General features: G+C 34.3%; 13 protein-coding genes, 1 tRNA gene and 1 pseudogene. 5 read left to right on the forward strand and 10 right to left on the reverse strand.

From position 1 onward, the window contains the following. Window positions 1-2: 2 nt before the first annotated feature. Window positions 3-1,979, reverse strand: coding sequence for a tetratricopeptide repeat protein (locus Q3Y49_RS13740; protein WP_303268939.1), 1,977 nt, complete (start codon window positions 1,977-1,979; stop codon window positions 3-5). 203 nt (window positions 1,980-2,182) lie between these two features. Here Q3Y49_RS13740 and Q3Y49_RS13745 point away from each other — a divergent pair, with 203 nt between their 5' ends. Beyond that, the gene (locus Q3Y49_RS13745; RefSeq protein WP_303268941.1) at window positions 2,183-3,139 is read left to right on the forward strand and encodes a hypothetical protein; all 957 of its coding nucleotides are present in this window, start codon (window positions 2,183-2,185) and stop codon (window positions 3,137-3,139) included. Window positions 3,140-3,341: 202 nt separating this feature from the next. Here the strand turns inward: Q3Y49_RS13745 and Q3Y49_RS13750 are convergent, their stop codons facing one another. The 4 genes from Q3Y49_RS13750 to Q3Y49_RS13765 all read right to left on the reverse strand — a co-directional run bounded on the left by Q3Y49_RS13750 (window position 3,342) and on the right by Q3Y49_RS13765 (window position 7,713). Further along, the gene (locus Q3Y49_RS13750) at window positions 3,342-5,789 is read right to left on the reverse strand and encodes a P-loop NTPase fold protein (RefSeq protein ID WP_303268942.1); all 2,448 of its coding nucleotides are present in this window, start codon (window positions 5,787-5,789) and stop codon (window positions 3,342-3,344) included. A 92-nt stretch (window positions 5,790-5,881) separates the two neighbouring features. After that, window positions 5,882-6,520 (reverse strand): AAA family ATPase, encoded by a 639-nt coding sequence (locus Q3Y49_RS13755; protein ID WP_303268943.1) that lies wholly within the window; start codon window positions 6,518-6,520, stop codon window positions 5,882-5,884. 63 nt (window positions 6,521-6,583) lie between these two features. Next, window positions 6,584-7,444: a hypothetical protein gene (locus Q3Y49_RS13760; RefSeq protein ID WP_303268944.1), complete on the reverse strand. Its 861-nt coding sequence runs from the start codon at window positions 7,442-7,444 to the stop codon at window positions 6,584-6,586. After that, window positions 7,444-7,713 (reverse strand): helix-turn-helix domain-containing protein, encoded by a 270-nt coding sequence (locus Q3Y49_RS13765; protein WP_085515315.1) that lies wholly within the window; start codon window positions 7,711-7,713, stop codon window positions 7,444-7,446. The genes Q3Y49_RS13760 and Q3Y49_RS13765 overlap by 1 nt, the downstream gene beginning before the upstream one ends. Window positions 7,714-8,115: 402 nt before the next feature. On the opposite strand from Q3Y49_RS13765, the gene Q3Y49_RS13770 reads away from it, so the two are divergent. Beyond that, the gene (locus Q3Y49_RS13770; RefSeq protein WP_303268945.1) at window positions 8,116-8,340 is read left to right on the forward strand and encodes a hypothetical protein; all 225 of its coding nucleotides are present in this window, start codon (window positions 8,116-8,118) and stop codon (window positions 8,338-8,340) included. Window positions 8,341-8,380: 40 nt separating this feature from the next. Here the strand turns inward: Q3Y49_RS13770 and Q3Y49_RS13775 are convergent, their stop codons facing one another. The 5 genes and pseudogenes from Q3Y49_RS13775 to Q3Y49_RS13795 all read right to left on the reverse strand — a co-directional run bounded on the left by Q3Y49_RS13775 (window position 8,381) and on the right by Q3Y49_RS13795 (window position 14,276). Further along, the gene (locus Q3Y49_RS13775) at window positions 8,381-9,451 is read right to left on the reverse strand and encodes a hypothetical protein (RefSeq protein WP_303268946.1); all 1,071 of its coding nucleotides are present in this window, start codon (window positions 9,449-9,451) and stop codon (window positions 8,381-8,383) included. A 361-nt stretch (window positions 9,452-9,812) separates the two neighbouring features. Then, on the reverse strand, window positions 9,813-11,051 hold the full coding sequence (locus tag Q3Y49_RS13780; protein WP_303268947.1) for a site-specific integrase: 1,239 nt from the start codon (window positions 11,049-11,051) through the stop codon (window positions 9,813-9,815). Between the two features lie 273 nt (window positions 11,052-11,324). After that, window positions 11,325-11,398: transfer RNA gene (locus Q3Y49_RS13785), tRNA-Arg, on the reverse strand. A 114-nt stretch (window positions 11,399-11,512) separates the two neighbouring features. Further along, window positions 11,513-13,908 (reverse strand): annotated as a pseudogene (locus tag Q3Y49_RS18825) (endonuclease MutS2). 14 nt (window positions 13,909-13,922) lie between these two features. Next, on the reverse strand, window positions 13,923-14,276 hold the full coding sequence (locus tag Q3Y49_RS13795; protein ID WP_303268948.1) for a DUF4296 domain-containing protein: 354 nt from the start codon (window positions 14,274-14,276) through the stop codon (window positions 13,923-13,925). Window positions 14,277-14,411: 135 nt separating this feature from the next. Here Q3Y49_RS13795 and Q3Y49_RS13800 point away from each other — a divergent pair, with 135 nt between their 5' ends. The 3 genes from Q3Y49_RS13800 to Q3Y49_RS13810 are packed head-to-tail and all read left to right on the forward strand — an operon-like array spanning window position 14,412 to window position 17,204. Beyond that, window positions 14,412-15,290 (forward strand): DUF58 domain-containing protein, encoded by an 879-nt coding sequence (locus tag Q3Y49_RS13800; protein ID WP_303268949.1) that lies wholly within the window; start codon window positions 14,412-14,414, stop codon window positions 15,288-15,290. After that, a complete protein-coding gene (locus tag Q3Y49_RS13805) occupies window positions 15,287-16,177 on the forward strand; it encodes a hypothetical protein (protein ID WP_303268950.1) in 891 nt (296 codons plus the stop codon). The genes Q3Y49_RS13800 and Q3Y49_RS13805 overlap by 4 nt, the downstream gene beginning before the upstream one ends. After that, entirely contained in the window at window positions 16,167-17,204 is a 1,038-nt protein-coding gene (locus tag Q3Y49_RS13810) for a vWA domain-containing protein (RefSeq protein ID WP_303268951.1), read from the forward strand. Before Q3Y49_RS13805 ends, Q3Y49_RS13810 begins: the two co-directional genes overlap by 11 nt. The last annotated feature ends 20 nt before the right edge of the window (window positions 17,205-17,224 follow it).

Consider the following 17,224-nt stretch of genomic DNA (forward strand, 5'->3'; position numbering starts at 1 on the left):
GATTAATTTTCGTTTAGTAGTTTTGCCAGTCGGAATTCTTCATCGAATGGCATTTGGAGTTGCGAAAGCATTTCAGGAACTGCAAGAGCCCAACTTGTATAATAATATGCTAAAAGGTGATAACCTGAAAAGGATTTGCCCGGAATGGAGCCTACCTTATAATAACGTGATGGGTTGATTCCAGTTATACCAATATGAGCAATTTCAAAAGCTATTTTTTTAATGTCTGCCTTGTTCATATTGGAGAAGTATTTTAAAGCCTCCACCATGTACATGGCCACCGCCATGTTTACATCGCCTTTGGAATGGGTTTCTATGAAAGTTTTCATCTCTGCTTCATTATCAGGATTCTCTTGATCTAATCCGTAAGGATCTTTCTCAATTGATTCTAATACATCTTCCGGAGAATTTACTTTTGCTGATTGAGATTTGTAAACTTCCTTTTCATCTTTTAATTCAAAGTAAGTGTCAATTTCTAGATCTTCCGCCCAATGCTGAATGATTTCATATTCTTCCCCTGGTTGTTTGTCTTGCCTGTATTCACTGAACTCTTCAAAAAATTCTTCGGCTTGCTTTTTTTCCAAAGGCGTAGCCTTGAACTGTTGAATTAAATCTACCGCAAATAGGTCTTTAAAATGAAAGGCATTGACCAAGTTTAAAATTTTGGAAACGGAAACCACTTTTGCAGGGGTTAGATTGACAATATCTTTTGATGTAGTGGCTTTGATTCCATCCTTAACAATATTGAATATTGAAAGGAATTGGGTTGGTCTTAAGGTTTCATGTTTTTTATAAAGTAAATCTTCTATGAAGATATCAATTGGTGTATTATAAATTTGACCATTAATGCCATCAAAAAGTGAGTTGATTAGGTTGTCAGCCTTATTGGGTTCAATTCCATTTTTGATTAGTTTGACCTTGTATTTTTGAAGTGGCTTTTCAAAGTTGCTCTTGTGGTGGTTTGATGAAGTGAAAAGGAAGTTCTCTCCATTATCCCGAGCATCCAAGATGAATTCTAAATGCACGAGTTCATGCATTATTAAATGCTCAACATTGGAATGCTTTGGGTTGAACTTAACTAGGTGATAACCTCTTTTGTATTTCTCATTGATTTCCAGCTTGGCAGCTGTTTGGATAGAAGGGTCAGGCTCAATGGTGATTTCAACTCCTGATCTTTCCTGTAACTCTAATTTGTAAGACTCAACTGTTTCGAATTCATCCCTTTCTTCACGAATGGCTGTGGCAGAATCTAAAGCTAATTGAAGCGAGCTTGTATAAATCTCATCTCGCTGATTATTCTTTTTAGCAGCTGTTATTGCTAAATCAAAAGATTTTGAATGTTGCTTGAGTGCTGAATGACATCTGCCCAGTGCATAGTAAGGGTTAGGGAATTCAGGTTGGATTTCTATTGATTTTTGAAAGTATTTTTGAGCTTCTAAGAATCTGCCTTGGTTCATAAGGACTGCACCAATATTATTAAGGGTGATGTTTTCCTCTGGATTGGTTTCAAGAATTTGGTCATAGTATTTCAGGGCTGCATCAATGTCATTTTTTTCTTTGACTAAAATATTGCCCATCATGAGTAATGCCCATTCATTATTTGGATCCCATTTTAAAGCATCAATCAGTTCGTTTTGTGCTTCTTCTTGATCGCCCAATTCAGAAAGGATTTGACCATATACTCTATGGAATTCTGAAACTTGAGGGGATGCTTTTATAATGGATTGCATTAGTGGTTTTGCTGCTTCAAATTGACGGCTATTGCATAAATTCAATACCTTTTGAAACTCCTGATTAGTCTGATTAGATGCTTTTTCATGTAGCTCTATTTTGAGTAGGCCTTCAGAAATTGAAACCGTTGGTTCCATGCCTTGGAAGGAATAAAATTGCTTGGCAGCATCAATAAGCTTTCCTTCATCTTCAGACTGGATATTGAATAATGAAAATATGAAGTTGTCAATTTTATGATAAATAATCATTAAGGGCTAAATTTTATTAAAATGTATGGACAAAAATAGATTTAATAAAAAGGAATGGCAAAAAGTAACAATAAAAGAATGCTAGACTTTAAAATATGATAAAAGATAAAGGTTTTTAATTTACAGAAATACCTATTGTTAGGTATTTCATAATAGTAATTAAGATTTTAGCTTTAAATAATTTTAATCCAAACCAAAGAGATATGAGACTTTATTTGACCACATTGATTCTTTTAATGTATTGTTATAGCAGCACTGCCCAAGGACTTTTGTTCAGGGATTATTTGAAAATCTATACTAATAGCAATATAGATATTATGTATATCTATGACAAAGATACAAGTAAATTAGAACCTCACCATTTTGTATTTAGCGATGAGCTTTTGACAGAAATTTATGATAGTGATGACAAAAATCTTGAAAAAGTAAAAAAGTATCAGGAAAGAGCTACCCGGAAGAGTGATTATAAATATGATAGTGGTATTATTCACCTTGATTTTTGGCCGTATTGGGAAACTGTAAAAGATGATTTAATTAAAACAGTTCAAAAAAGTAAAAAGGAAACAGAGGAGGGAACAGAAAAAGAACAAGAACAACAAGTTATAGCTAATCAAAAAAGGGTGAAAAGAGCGATACCTATTACAACAGTCGAATTCGATACTAGTGGAGAAGATTTGGAAATTAAAGATGTTAATTTTTTTATAAAATTAACGGAAAGGCAAACACTTAAAATTAAACGGAGATCGGTAGCGATAGGAGCATTTACTATACCCGCAAGAATTCATTTAAATGGAAGAGGTGAGTCAAATTCTTTATTCACTGCAGATTTGAATGTGGGGTTATATATAGCAAAAGAGTTTGGTAAAACTCGATTTCAGTTTAATAAATTTGAGGCAAAGGAGGTTAATAATGTTTGGGGTGTAGGACTTTTTGGAATGCTCAATGGACAAGAGCTTAAATCTACAAACACTTCAGATCAATTAACAATAACTACTACCGAACCGTTTTTTAGCCCTGGGATAGTATTATATAAAAGGATTGAGAAAATTAATTTTTTCAGTAGTGTTGGTATTGATATGCCGATCACCAGTAATGGCAATAAGTGGGATTTCGCAAATGAGCCATGGATTGGTTTTGGATTTGGCATAGAGATTTTTTAATCCTATACCGCATAAATCACATTAAATAAAATTGCTGTTAGTATTTAGTAGCCAGGTGTGTGATTTAGTAATTATAGTAGAAGCTTTCGATACAGGTGGATAACTAAGTCACCCCTACGAACACTTAGTCAAGAGTATTTGAAAGTATTATAAAATTGATAAGGTCAACGTGAATTTATTAATTTGTACCTTTCTATCAGTACTATACAGCTTTCGCTTTTACTCTTGATAGATCTTTTTTCAAACCATTATTGTAGATCGTGCTAACGATATTGAGATCAAGTGATTTCACTCCATATGTTGAATCATTTCTGACATGATCTTCCTTTTCTTGATTCTTCAGATATTCAATAAATATTTGTGTAGAATCAATTCGTTCACTTAAATCCCTTATTCCTTTTTTATTGGAATGGGCGAATGCCTCCTGAAGGAGGTTGAAATAGTGAGGATCATAGATTGGTGTATCCTGAAGCACTAAATCTATATAGTGGAATGAGTTGAGTAATTTTTTTAAATAATAAATACCGCAGGAGTTTATTCTTATCTCCGATTCTGAATTTAATTCTACCCCTTCTTCAACATCGGAACTGATTGATTTTGTTTCAATCATTTTATAATCAATGAGTTGATAAACTTCATTATATATAATTTCCTCATTATGGCCAGCAAGTTCAAACACAATAATGATTTCACCCACTGGTAGATGAAAGTCTTTAAATGAATGTGTCTCTGCTAAATCATATAAGTAATTTAAAAGCCGTATTTTTGTAAAGTGATTTCTATTATTTTTTGCAGGGTAGAATAAATTTGAAATTATACTCTCTTCGTGATGATAATAGTATTTCGATTCTAAAGCAACAGATTTTACAAATTCCCAGATTGGTATTGTAAAATCACTGGAAGTCATGTAATCAGTGATTTTTGTATGACCGGAAAGAAGAAAATAGTTAAATTTTTCAAGCCCAGCTCTAATATCAGGGTAAGAAGTCTCTTCCAGAAAATTGAGAATTTCTGAGTTTTTCTCCTCAAATAAAGTCTTTTTTAGATTATCAAAAAAGTTACCTAACAATGCAGGGGAAAATTTAAATTTTGCAGAATTAGTGGTGCCATGTAAACTATCAAAATCATAGTTGTCAATTACATACTGAATTCTACTCTTTAAGACAGCTCCATAATAAGGAGCTGTAATATGGACAACCGGAGACTGATATGCATCGAATGGAGGCTTATTCTTCCACTGGAAATAGTAGCCTTCTCTAAGGGAAATCATAACTAATGCTTTTAAGTTTCTCTTTAGACTTTGGCCTAAAAGATAAACCTCCTTTTGTGTATCTATCCCAAGCTGATCAGCATTGTCAAGGATGATAACGAGTCTTTTGTGACAGACTTGAACAAGATATTCTGAGACCTTTTGAAAATGTTCAATATCATTTTGAGTTACTAGATCAATAAATTCTCCAATCTTTTGTTCTATTATTGTTTTATCAGAAGCAAATGGTTTCCACTTTCCATCAATATTTCTTTTGATTTCTTTAGAGTAAATCTTTTTAAGAATATTAAATTGTGTAAGATTTAGTTTTGGATAATCATCATAAAGTTGATTTATTAACTTTCTGTAAATAGCTTTAGTATCTAGAACTTGTTGTTTAGTAAATCCTCTAAAATCAGTATACAAAAGTGGTCGATTGTTTTTGATTTTCTCCGAAAGAATTACTTCGGAAAAATATTTAATAAAGGTTGTTTTACCTGCACCTTTGCTGCCTATAATTACTATCGGGTCAGGAGTTTTAGTGTGTTGTTGCGTGATTTCTTTTTCTAAATGATCCTGAGTATTTTTTGTATTTCTAAGTGGAATAATACGAGAATCGAACTTCGGAGGTTCATCGTTGAAAAGTACATTAAGTTCTGATGTATGCTTATTTAAATCTTCATTTTTGATGTAACATTGCTTTAGAATCTCGGCATCAGACAAATTCTCTATTTCATAAATCTCAGAGAATATTTGTGTTATTATAGGATATAAATGTTGAGAGTAGTCATTTCTTATCAGTTCTTCACTTTTATTTTTTAGAACTAAAGATTCAACCAATCTTGAGCCAGCTACGTCATCTAAGAAAAACCTGATTCTCCCGTTTTTCTGAATTGAAGTCCTAGAAAGAAGGTTATAAAATTTTATGAAATTGCTTTCAATGTGTTCGAGGCTTTTGAAAATAAAAGCCTCATTTTCTTCCCAATTAGAACCATCAGTATTGACAAATCGTGCAACAATAAACTGATGGCCGTTAGAGATTACCCCATAGGTGAGATTCCTTTTCTGAATATATTCACGAATTTGATCAATAACCTCCTCATTTCCTTTTTTGAGAGTTTTAAGTTTTATTTTGTCTCCTTTATCCGGAAAAGTCAAAACATGAAAATTCTTTTTAGCCTCAATAATAAATCTAAAGTTGGAAGTACTTACTTCATAGTCAAAATAACCTGGCTTAACATAACCTTCTCTGTTTATATCTGGCTCTTTCCAATCTAGCACCTTAATTAGAAGTTGATCTAATAACTTACTTCTTGTGTCAGATTCGGACATATCTGATACTTTATAAGTTTCAAATTCCTTTTTAAAATTGTAAAAGTTCTCTAAAGCTATATCTATCATAGGTTTTCTTTTCAACAATCGCTAATGTTGTTATTTAACATGACAAATTAGCTTAATATTTCAATGAATGAAAGTATTGAAACATAATTAAATCAATGTCTTTTATCCTCTGAAATAAATGGTATAAGATTAAACATCTCTCTCATCCTTGACCTTACCCTGTTTCCATAGAGGTTTTCTAATTCCGCAGGATTTAAGTTTGTAGTGGCATGGGTAATCATTCCTCTGGTGGTGAAAAGGCTATAGCGATTGAGGAGGATTTCGGCTATGGTGTTGGTTTCGTTTCCGAAGTGTTTGATTGTGGATTCCAAGCCGAGGTCATCGAGGCATAGGGTGCGTGGCACCATTTGATCTTGATAACGTTGGAAGTGGGCCTTTGAGTATTTGTTGATTATGGAAAAGCCATGATCGAGAAATTCGTAAGAAATTTCTCTTGTTGATTTAACTGGATATTTGTGGACTGTGTGGAGGAAATGGCGGAAGAGCATCATGAGTGTTGTTTTGCCACAGCCTACGGGACCTGTTAACAAAAGCCCTTTTCTTATGGAAAGTTTGTACTGCACGCAGAGCTTTTCATCCTCGAAAAAATACGCCAGTATTTTGAAGATAATTTCATAGTCAGCAGGGTAAACTTTAAAGTGATTTCCGAATTCTGATTGACCTGCCTTGTGCAGAAAATCAATGCATTTTTCAAATTGGAACTTGTTGCTTGAGTAGTTTTTTGGTTGCATTGTGTTTGAGATTTTGATTAAACAAGTGGAGGTCTGAGACCTCCTTTACTGAAGCTCCGGAGGTCAAAGCGGTATGTCATAGCTTTTATCCTCTTTGTTGTGGAGTTTGCCAGCTTCATTTTTCTCGTCCTGAATGCCATTGAATTTTTTAAAATTCAAGAGCCAGTTTCGGACAGCTGCTTTCCAATCTTGCATGGGTGATTTTGAACCGACTTTCCAGCCTTTGGCGGAATAGTAATTGAAAAACTTTTCAGCCTCCACGGGAGCGAAGCGAACCGGAATTGAATACTTTTCAGTTTGCTCTTGAAAAAAAAGTTTTAACTCTTTTTTTGATGGTGGTGTGAAACGCGAACCTTTTGGTGATGCGTTTTCGCCAGAATTCGAGATTGGAGCTGAAGCTCTTGAATTTGTGCTGCTTTTAGTTTTTCCTTTTTTTTCCTTTTTTGAATATTCTTTTTCATTATATATATTGTTTTTAATGTTTGTATAGTTTGTATTGTTTAATGAAGGGTGCAGTACTTGCCTAGTACTAGGCTCACTACTATGCCCACTTTTGCACCTCTTATTTTGGTTAAGTGGTGCAGTACTTGGGTCACTACTTGTCCCGAAATTGCACATGTAAATCAGGCTTCCACGGACTGGATTTTTAGAAGGGTGGTATTCAATGAAGCCTAACCTTTCCAGGTCTTTCAAACATTTCAAATACGTATGTTTTGAACCTATTTTTGAGACCCTTAACATTTGAGCCCTATTGATTGAAATTGGATTTTTAAAATGGTTCAGATTCCACATGATGAAAAGCCCAAGGAATAAACTTACATGTGTTGGATTCAATCCATCCTCTTCTTGAATTTTGTCCACGGCCAAGAGGAACTGGTGAATGAAATTCACCGGTTCCTTTGCTGAGTTTTCATGAGTATCCATCAGCTTATTTTGTTTTGTTCCAAAATGCTGTGAATGTCCTGTGAATCGTAGTATAAAACCCCGCCCATTTTGGTGAATGGCAAGGTGCCGTTTACTCTGAGGTTTTGCAGTGTTCCTGGACTAATGCCCAGGAGTTTTCTAACCTCATCTGATTTCAACCATTTTTTGGTTGAAACTCCCTTTTGCTCCGAAAGGAGCTTTCTGAATTCGTCTACGAGTTCCAATTTGAACTCGTGTAAGTCGTCTGTTGTGATTACTTCTGCTGCCATAAATTTTAGTTGTTTTTGTTGTCGGGACAAAGCTGGGGAAATGATGAAAGTGAAAACAGTTGCAATGGGGGTTGCAACCCCTTGCAACCCCCATTATTTTTCTTTAAATGAGGTTTTTAGTATGAAAAAAAATAAAATTTGTTTTAAAGGGAAATTTTAGATTGAGGTGAAAAGATTTTAATTAACTATATTTGAGGTAGAAAATAATGAACGAAAAATATTAAAGCGAGAGCTTTAGAAGTGTACTAGAAAACCGCCAAAATTAAACTAATCACACTACTAAAAGCTGGTCGCCTGCGCAACGCGTAGGCCCGGCATAGTAGTGTGATGGGCACTTGGCGGTGCCTCTAGTGCGCTTTGTCGGTGTCCTGCGCTATTTTATAGCGGGGATGAAAAGAAATTATGAAGGAATCCCCGTTAAATATATTGAACATCCCTTTAGAGGAACTTCAAATGAGCAGTGAACTCTTAAGGTTTGCTGAAGCTCACAAACTCCATTCAGTATCAGACATGATTTCAATAGGCACCAGGAATCTCGAAGAATTACCTGGCTTTAATAAAAGACTACTATTTGAATATCTTCAATTACTTGAAAAGCATGGACTGGATGAATTTATGGAAAGTTGAGAGTCCCATCCTTAATCCTTCCACAACAGGGAAGGGAATATTATAATTTAGTTTTATCAACCTCAGCATTACTAATCAAATCATTCATCACTTCTTGGACATGCTCAATAGTGGAATTCTCAGCCATGTAGAATTTGTTTTTTAAGCTTGCTTTGGAAATTTGTTTTTGGTTTACAGTTGAGAAATTTTTGGTAATGAAATCTAGTAAATCTTCCGTTGAGGAGGCATTGATAAGTTTTGATTTCACCAATAATTTCATGGAATAGGCTAGTTGAGCTACTGAAAGTTCACAATGGATTTTATCAGATTTGCTTATTTGTCGGTCTGCATTATTATCATTGAAATCAAAATGTATTTCTATTTGTTTTTGCTTTGTAAAATATTCAATTTCTTCAGTTATCCATTTTATTAATTGATCCTTAATACTTTCTGCTCTTGGTATATATTCAAAATCGGGCTTGACTTGACATTGGTTCAAAAGCTTTTTAAAAAGTTGAAGACATCCTAATTGCTTCTGGATTGTGGGCTTTGATTGATAATGCACAGTGATTTTTTTTGCTACATAATTGTAGAAGGGATAGGTGTTAAAATTGATGTATATCAATGAAAGTATCAGTTCCCTCTCCATTTTTATCCCAGAAACCTCAGTATTCAATGTGTTTTTAATCTCCCTTAGATAGGATTTGCAATAAATTAATTCCTTAAATGTTGTGCCTTTAGGCGCAATTAGAAAATTTTCTAAAGGCATCATTAAAACGGTGACAAATGACTTATCAATATTTTTACTATTGCAGACTTGTTGGAAATCCTCAATTTGTTGAGATACAAAAGCTTTCGAATTGTAGAAGTAAGCTGAAGGAATAATTTCACTTGCAGCGAAATATTTAGAAAAGTGCTTTTCTATAAATGTTAGCAAGTCCATCAATGTATTCAATAGCAGGACTTTAAATCTAAGCAGTTGATTATCTCTTTCGATTTCATCTAGCTTAGGAATATCTTTGCCTTCTATTTTTTTGGTAAGGTCATTTGATAAAAAAATGAGTTTGCTTTGATAGGTCTGTATGATTCTTTCTACTACCTTTTCTTTCAAGTCACTAAAAACTAGTTTCATTAGAGCTTTTTTAATCCTTTGTTCCTCCTTCGGAATAGCTCTTAATAAATCTGAAATTTCTGTAGTATTAAAATTTAGGTTGTTGTTTTTCAATTTGTTTGAGACAAAGTCTTCAAACATTTCAAGTTCATATTTCACTTTAAGCCTAAGGTTTCAGTTTTTAAATTTAAAAAAGCAGTCTAATTAATGGGGAGTGTTGGTTCAATTTGGCTAAAATATTTTTTGTTTTTAATTAATTAAAAATGGTACTATTTAAACGCAATATTATACAAATGATTATAATTGACAATAAATTAATGTAACTATTTAGCTGTATACACATGCAATATATATTATAGGTTCAATGTGAAGGAAAGGCAGATTAGTCTGCCTTTCTCGTCTGTTCTGAGCTTGAAAGCTTTTCCTTGAGTGCTGCCATGTCAGTACCGATTTTATTCTCTACTACCTTGGCATAGATTTGAGTGGTTGATAATTTGGTATGACCTAACATTTTGCTAACTGTTTCCATTGGAACACCATTAGTTAAAGTAACTGTAGTGGCGAATGTATGCCTTGCAATGTGAAAAGTTAACTGCTTTTTGATTCCGCAAATGTTTGCTATTTCTTTTAAGTAGGCATTTGTTTTTTGGTTGGAAACCACTGGCAATAATTGGTTTTCTTGAGCCTTGGGATGATCTTCATATTTTTCGATCAATTCAAGTGCTTTTGGTAACAAAGGAACAGCGAATGGAGTGGAGGTTTTTTGACGTTTATATTGGATCCATTTTTCGCCATTAATTCCAATTACAATATGATCTTTGCTTAAATTGAATAGGTCAATATAAGAAAGCCCTGTATAGCAGCTGAAAATAAATATATCCCTGATTTGTTGTAGCCTGGCAATGTCTAATTCCTTTACCTCAATTGCTGACAGTTCTTCTTCTGTTAGATAGGTTCTTGTTGATTTTTCATAGGAGATATGATACTTCTTAAAAGGGGTATCGGCTATCCAGTCCATTTTGTAAGCATAATTTAACACTTTCCTAAATCGACACATATGTTTCATTATACCATTATGACCAATTGGTTTTTGATGGTCTTTTGGTTTCCATGCTCTCAAAAATGCTTCGAAATCAAGTAGGAACTTATAGTCGACTTTCTCGATGGATATATCTGAAAGATTCTTTTTGGCGCTTAAGAACCTTTCAAAGTATCGCTCTGTCACTTTATAGTGCTTTAAGGTTCCTGTAGAAAAATTATTGATGTTTTGGTCATAATGATACTTTGAAGCTGAGAGCAGTGTAATTTGCTGTTCTTCCTCTAGGTTGAATAACTTGTTTCGAATGATTTCTGCTGAGATGAATTCATCTTTTAACTGCAGATTCTCAAAGATTTCAAAAGCTTTATTATAGGTCTGATCAAGATATCTGTTAAGCTTTCGAACTTCTATAGAAGTTCCAGAAACTCTTTGACTAGTATTCCATTTTTCTACTGGAACCTTTCTTTTTAATGAACTGTCACAATGTTTTCCATTGTGAGTTAGCCTAATGTAAATAGGTGCTTTTCCGTTTTTTGCTTTATACTTTTTCAGTATAAATCGCACTGAGAATGAGTTGCTCATAACATTTAATTAATGATTTAAACATTACAGTTTTGAGCAACAAAAGGGGCACAACAAATGACGACAACAATTAATAAAGTATCAGATAAAGTGGGTTAAAATATAGTTAAACCACATTAACCTGATTTTGTGCCCCAATTTAGTAATAATAGTTTAGGGCACAAATAGGGCACATTTTATTTGATATTCGTTGGTATTATATGAATCAAATAAAACAAAAAAGCCCTAAATCATAAGATTTAAGGCTTTTTGAAGCTAATTAAATTAGTTGTGTGATCCGTTCAGGATTCGAACCTGAGACCTACTGCTTAGAAGGCAGTTGCTCTATCCAGCTGAGCTAACGGACCAAAATCTATATGTAAAGGCGGGAAAATTAACCGCTTTTCCCTTAAGCGAGTGCAAAGAAAGGGATTTTAGTTTTTGAAAACAAAACTTTTTAATGGAATTTAATAATTAAGTTTCTAACTCAATGTAACTAAGGTAATTCCATCCCCGCCTCGTTCTTCATGTTCATTCTTTAAAGATTTTACATAATTGTATTGCTTCAAATAATCCCTGATAAATCTCCTTAAGATACCATCTCCGCGACCGTGTAAAATACTCAGTTCGCTATAGCCTAGTACCATCGCATCGTCAATAAATCTATCCACAGCCTGTATGGCTTCTTCTGCTCGCATTCCCCTTACATCTATTTGATGCTTGAAATTTGTACTGCGTTCCATCATTCCAGTTGAAGTCCCTGAAAAACTTTTCTTTTTCTCTTTTTTAATGGCCGTTTTGGACATCCTTTCCAATCTGTTAAGTTTCACCTTAGATTTTAGCTCTCCCAACATGATTTCTGCCTCCTTTTGTCCTAGGGATAAAACTTCACCTATGGTATCTTGTCCTTTAATTTTTACATAGTCACCCACATTTATTTCCCCCTCTGCATGTTTGAAACTGGCTTTAGCAGACTCGTGAACTTTTTTCTCTTTTGGGTCTTCCAGTTTTTGATCAAAATCAGTAAGCTGTTTGCGGGCTTTTTTGGTCCGCTCTTTTTCCGCTTGCGACTCCTTTATTTCTCTGATGGCTTGCTCAACTCGTTTATTGGCCTCTTTAATAATAGATTTAGCTTCTTGTTTGGCTTCTATGATGATTTGTTTCTTTTGTGTTTTTAGAAATTGATTGAGTTCATCATAATCCTGTGCGCTTTTCTCTAGATGTCCCTCTTTCTTCTGTATTTCTTTGATTTTAGCTTCAAGCTCTCTTTTTTCTTTTCCTAATTGATTTAGAAGCTTATCATAATTTACTCGTTCGGTACCGATCTTTCCTTTGGCATTTTTAAGAATAGCAGGAGGGATGCCCATCTTTTCTGCAACCTCTATTGCAAATGAACTGCCTGGCTTTCCAATTTCTAGTTCATACAGCGGTTCTAAATTTCGTTCATCAAATTTCATGGCACCGTTGACAACATTTTGATTTTTTACTGCAAAGTTTTTGATGTTGTCGTAATGTGTAGTAATCACCCCAAAAGCTTTCTGGCTGTAAAGTTCTTCCAAAATTGATTCAGCTATTGCACCTCCAAATCGAGGCTCTGTACCAGTTCCAAATTCATCTATCAAAAACAAAGTCTGTTTATTTGAATTCAAAAGGAAGTTTTTCATGTTTTGAAGATGAGAGCTGTAAGTACTCAAATCATTCTCAATACTTTGTTGATCCCCGATGTCGATAAATAAATTTGAAAACAGTCCACATTTGCTATCAGGATGAACAGAGATTAACAGACCGCATTGCAACATATATTGCAAAAGGCCCACTGTTTTTAAAGCCACGGATTTACCACCTGCATTGGGGCCTGAAATTATCAAAATCCTTTTATCACCTTTCAATTGAATGGAAAGCGGTACTACCTTTTTATTATTTTCGGCAAGGCTAAGTTTTAAAAGCGGGTGTTCGGCATTTCGGTATTCTATAATCCTTGCATTTTCCAATTGCGGGAGCACGGCCCGATTTTTTGTGCAAAACGTGCTTTTGCTCTGATAAAATCTACTATTCCTAAAAATTTATATGCCTTTTCCAGATTATCCAGCTCAGGTCGAACCAGTGTAGTTAACTGAGTCAAAATTTTCACGATCTCCCTGCGCTCTGCATACTGCAGTTCCCTTACCTCGTTATTAAGCTCTAATGCTTCGGTTGGTTCAATATACACCGTTTGGCCAGTTCCTGACTGATCGTGAATGAATCCTTTTACCCTTCTTTTATATTCTGCCAGTACGGGTATTACAATCCTTCCGTCTCGAACTGTAATAGAGGCATCTTCGGGAGTGTATTTATTTGCAGAGGCCTGCTTGTATATTTTTTCAACTTCCCTTCTCAGTTGTGCCTGTGCTTTAAAAATGTCAGTTCTGATTTGCTGTAGGACTGGACTGGCATTATTTCTTAAGTCGCCCTTGTCATCAATTTTGGCATCTATGGCTTTATATAAAGACGGTTCTAAATCAACAGCCTTTCTTAAGTTAAATAAATTACGGTATTCCTCTTCATATTCATCAAAAAAGGATATACAGTCCAAAATAGTCTTAAGACTTAGTTTTAGGTCGAAAAATTCATCTTCCGTAAAAAAAGCTCCATTTACCTTTGCCCTTTTAATGAAGTGACTCACGTCTATAAAATTGCTGGAGGGGAAGTGTTCTCCTGATTGAAAGATCTTTAGGAATTCATTAGTTTGATTTAGAAGTGGCTCAAGCTTTTCAAATTTTCTAATAAAGCTCATTTTCTCCACAATAGCTTGTCCTAAATTACTGCTGCATTCATCAGAAATTAACGTTCTAATTTTATCAAATCCTATTCTTTGCTCAAAATCCTGGGGTAATATCATAAATTAATTCAGGCTTACTTTTGCTTCTTTTTGGCATTTTCAACTTGCTCCCTCAAGCTGACAGTATCGATTACAATGTCATATACAGCTTCTAATTTTTCAGGAAATTCAAGATAGTATCTAAAACTTTCTTTATAAACTGAGTCATTTGTATTGTAATCTTCTAATATTTTTAACTCATAGTGTCTAAATACAACTTTTGAAGAATCTGGTTTTAAACTAATATTGGCGGCTTTATGTTCAGCCAGATAAATATCTGATAGAATAAGTGCCATTTTTTCCGGTGGGATAATGCCTTTTGGCAGTTCTTCTTTTCCACTACAGGAAACTATTGTTAATATTGCGATGATGTAGATAAGTTTTCTCATTTTTATACTAATATTACAATTTGCTTTATCAAATTCGTTGCCAAAAGTATTTTTGGAAACTGAAAAAGACAATTATCGTTTACTTTTTCGTTTGATTTTAATGCAAGGCAAAATTAACAATTTAAAAGAGCTATTATGAGGGAGCTGTTCAAAAAGCTTCGAAAATATGAAATAAAAATCCGGAAAGCCGTAAACAATCAAATGCAGGGAGATTTTCATTCTGTATTTAAAGGCTCGGGTTTAGAGTTTGATGATGTGCGTCCTTATCAGTATGGTGATGACGTCAGATCCATTGACTGGAACGTATCCGCAAAGGGGCATGGTACATTTGTGAAGACCTTCAAGGAAGATAAAGAGCAGAATGTTTATTTCTTAATTGACGTTAGTGCATCTCAAGAAATTGGATTGGAGGGCCAACAGAAATCAGATATTGCCAAAGAAATCACCGGGGTTTTGTGTATCTCAGCTTTAAAAGAAGGTAGTCAGGTCGGTATGGTCGGTTATTCGGATCAAAGAGAACTTTATGTCAAACCTGGAAAAGGACAAAAGCATGGCTATTATGCTATAACGAAGCTTTTTGGTTTAAAGCCTAAATCCTTAAAAACAAGTCTAGATAAGGGGCTTTTGTACTTATTAGGCTTGGTTAAAAGGAGAAGTGTCATATTTTTGATTAGTGATTTTGTAGATGAAGGCTATGAACATCATTTAAAAGCTTTAGCCCGCAAGCACGATCTTATAGTAATTCACATCAAGGATAAGCTGGAGACGGATTTACCAATGTTAGGTATTGTCCCTATTAAGGATAAAGAGACAGGTAAAACTAGATGGGTTAATACCTCTAGTGCGAGTTTTAAAAAGCAATTCCAGCAAAAAAATAAGGACTACTCTGCTGAATTGAAGGATATTTGTAAACGAAATCAGGCAGATTATTTGCTGATAGATACTCAAGAAGATTACACTTCTCAGTTAATTAAATTATTTAAAATCAGAAATTTAAGCAAGAAAAAAGCATGAAGAAATACGGGTTGAGCTTAATTTTCAGTCTTGCATTTGTAATACATTTATTCGGTCAACAAATCGAACCTAAGGGGAAATTCCTCCAGGACAGTATGGCCATAGGGGAGCGCATACAATACAGTTTGAGTATAAAGTATCCAGCGAATTTTCAGATACTAATGCCTGATTCACTCTATAATTTCGAGCCATTTGAATATAGTCGCAAAGAATATTTCCCTACTCAATCAGATAGTTCGCAAAGTTTTGATAGTGTAGTTTATACGCTGACTTCTTTTGAAATTGATAAAATTCAAAAATTAAAGCTTCCGGTTTTTATTATTCAGGGCAAGGATAGTACCGCTGTTTATGCCGATTTGGATTCTGTATTTTTGAAAGAAGAGATTGAGGTGGTCTCTGATAGTTTGAAAATGAAGACTGATGCCATCATTACTAAGCTTGATAAAGACTTTAATTATCCTTATTTAATAGCTTTTTTAGTTGCTTTAGGTATTGTTACCCTTTTGATTATTATCATATTTGGGAAGAAAATAAGAAAGAAATGGCGAATATGGAGATTAAACAAACGTCACAAGAAATTTAGAGAATCAATGGAGGCTAAACTTTCTTCTGTTGGCGAAATGTCTGTTGATAAGATTGAAAAGTTGCTTCATAGTTGGAAAAAGCATGCCGAATTTATTTCTAATTCGCCTTATAGAAAATTGACCAGTAAAGAGATCAATCAAATGCAGCAGAATGATGAATTATATGAGAATCTGAAAGCTATAGACCGAGTGATATATAGTTCAAAAGGAAAGAATAATGCTACAGATTCCTTCTCATTTCTATTAAATTATGCCGATGTTATTTTGGATGAACGAATTAAATTGATAGCAGATGGAAAGTAATGATTGGTTAAGTTTAGATTGGTTTCTACCCGAAAGGCTTAAAGCATTTGAATATGAATTTCCGATGGCTTTTTATGCTATGATTGCCCTCCCAATTATTTATTTGTTCGTGGAATGGTTGAAAGAAAGATTAAGCCCAAAAGTACCAGTGGCATTCCGCGGGGAAGGTATTGGCTTTCAATTTTCCTCTATCTTACGATTCATCCCTATTGTTCTACTTTTGTTTTCAGCTTTGCTGATGTTAGTAGCATTGGCTCGACCTCAACAAACTAATGAGAGAGTAGAACAGTGGACTGAAGGAATTGATATTATGCTGGTATTGGATATCTCAGAATCCATGAAAATTCAGGATTTCACTCCTAATCGCCTTGAAGCCGCCAAGCAAGTAGCTAATGATTTTATTGATGGGAGATTTCAAGATAGAATTGGGTTGACCATTTTTAGTGGTGAAGCTTATTCTTTATCGCCTTTAACTACTGACTACAAAATGCTTAAGAATCAGATTTCTGATATTGATTTTAAGATGATGGAAGCATCCGGTACTGCAATTGGTAGTGCCTTAGCGGTAGGGACAAATAGGATGCGAGAATCAGACTCAAAATCAAAAGTTTTGATTTTGCTGAGTGATGGAGATAATAACGCTGGTAATATTGACCCAGAAACTGCTGCGAAATTAGCAAATGCTTATGATATTAAAATCTACACGATTGCCATAGGTAAAGAAGGAAAAGTGCCTTATGGAAAAGATTTTTTTGGGAGGACCAGATATATTGAAAATTCCATGGACGTAACGGGCTTAAAGCAGATTGCTGAAATAGGTGAGGGTAAATTCTACAGAGCTACAGATAATCAGGCACTTGAGCAAGTTTTCAGTATTATTGATGAATATGAAAAGGCAGAAATCAAAGAAACTAGATATAAAGACACCAAGGATTATTACGATGTCTATTTAAAATGGGCAATTGTTTTTTTCTTATTATGGATGCTGACTAAATCGACCTACATTTCTAATGTGTTGGTGGACTAACCCCAATGTTAGACATTGTT

Origin of the sequence: Marivirga harenae (assembly GCF_030534335.1) — a bacterium.
Lineage (GTDB): Bacteria > Bacteroidota > Bacteroidia > Cytophagales > Cyclobacteriaceae > Marivirga > Marivirga harenae.

What these genes read in the sequence shown, in the direction of transcription:
- Q3Y49_RS13755 (WP_303268943.1), bottom strand. Translation starts at nt 6,520, where the DNA reads ATGCAACCAAAAAACTACTCAAGCAACAAGTTCCAATTTGAAAAATGC.
- Q3Y49_RS13760 (WP_303268944.1), bottom strand. Translation starts at nt 7,444, where the DNA reads ATGGATACTCATGAAAACTCAGCAAAGGAACCGGTGAATTTCATTCAC.
- Q3Y49_RS13770 (WP_303268945.1), top strand. Translation starts at nt 8,116, where the DNA reads ATGAAGGAATCCCCGTTAAATATATTGAACATCCCTTTAGAGGAACTT.
- Q3Y49_RS13805 (WP_303268950.1), top strand. Translation starts at nt 15,287, where the DNA reads ATGAAGAAATACGGGTTGAGCTTAATTTTCAGTCTTGCATTTGTAATA.
- Q3Y49_RS13800 (WP_303268949.1), top strand. Translation starts at nt 14,412, where the DNA reads ATGAGGGAGCTGTTCAAAAAGCTTCGAAAATATGAAATAAAAATCCGG.
- Q3Y49_RS13810 (WP_303268951.1), top strand. Translation starts at nt 16,167, where the DNA reads ATGGAAAGTAATGATTGGTTAAGTTTAGATTGGTTTCTACCCGAAAGG.
- Q3Y49_RS13750 (WP_303268942.1), bottom strand. Translation starts at nt 5,789, where the DNA reads ATGATAGATATAGCTTTAGAGAACTTTTACAATTTTAAAAAGGAATTT.
- Q3Y49_RS13745 (WP_303268941.1), top strand. Translation starts at nt 2,183, where the DNA reads ATGAGACTTTATTTGACCACATTGATTCTTTTAATGTATTGTTATAGC.
- Q3Y49_RS13780 (WP_303268947.1), bottom strand. Translation starts at nt 11,051, where the DNA reads ATGAGCAACTCATTCTCAGTGCGATTTATACTGAAAAAGTATAAAGCA.
- Q3Y49_RS13775 (WP_303268946.1), bottom strand. Translation starts at nt 9,451, where the DNA reads ATGAAACTAGTTTTTAGTGACTTGAAAGAAAAGGTAGTAGAAAGAATC.
- Q3Y49_RS13765 (WP_085515315.1), bottom strand. Translation starts at nt 7,713, where the DNA reads ATGGCAGCAGAAGTAATCACAACAGACGACTTACACGAGTTCAAATTG.
- Q3Y49_RS13740 (WP_303268939.1), bottom strand. Translation starts at nt 1,979, where the DNA reads ATGATTATTTATCATAAAATTGACAACTTCATATTTTCATTATTCAAT.
- Q3Y49_RS13795 (WP_303268948.1), bottom strand. Translation starts at nt 14,276, where the DNA reads ATGAGAAAACTTATCTACATCATCGCAATATTAACAATAGTTTCCTGT.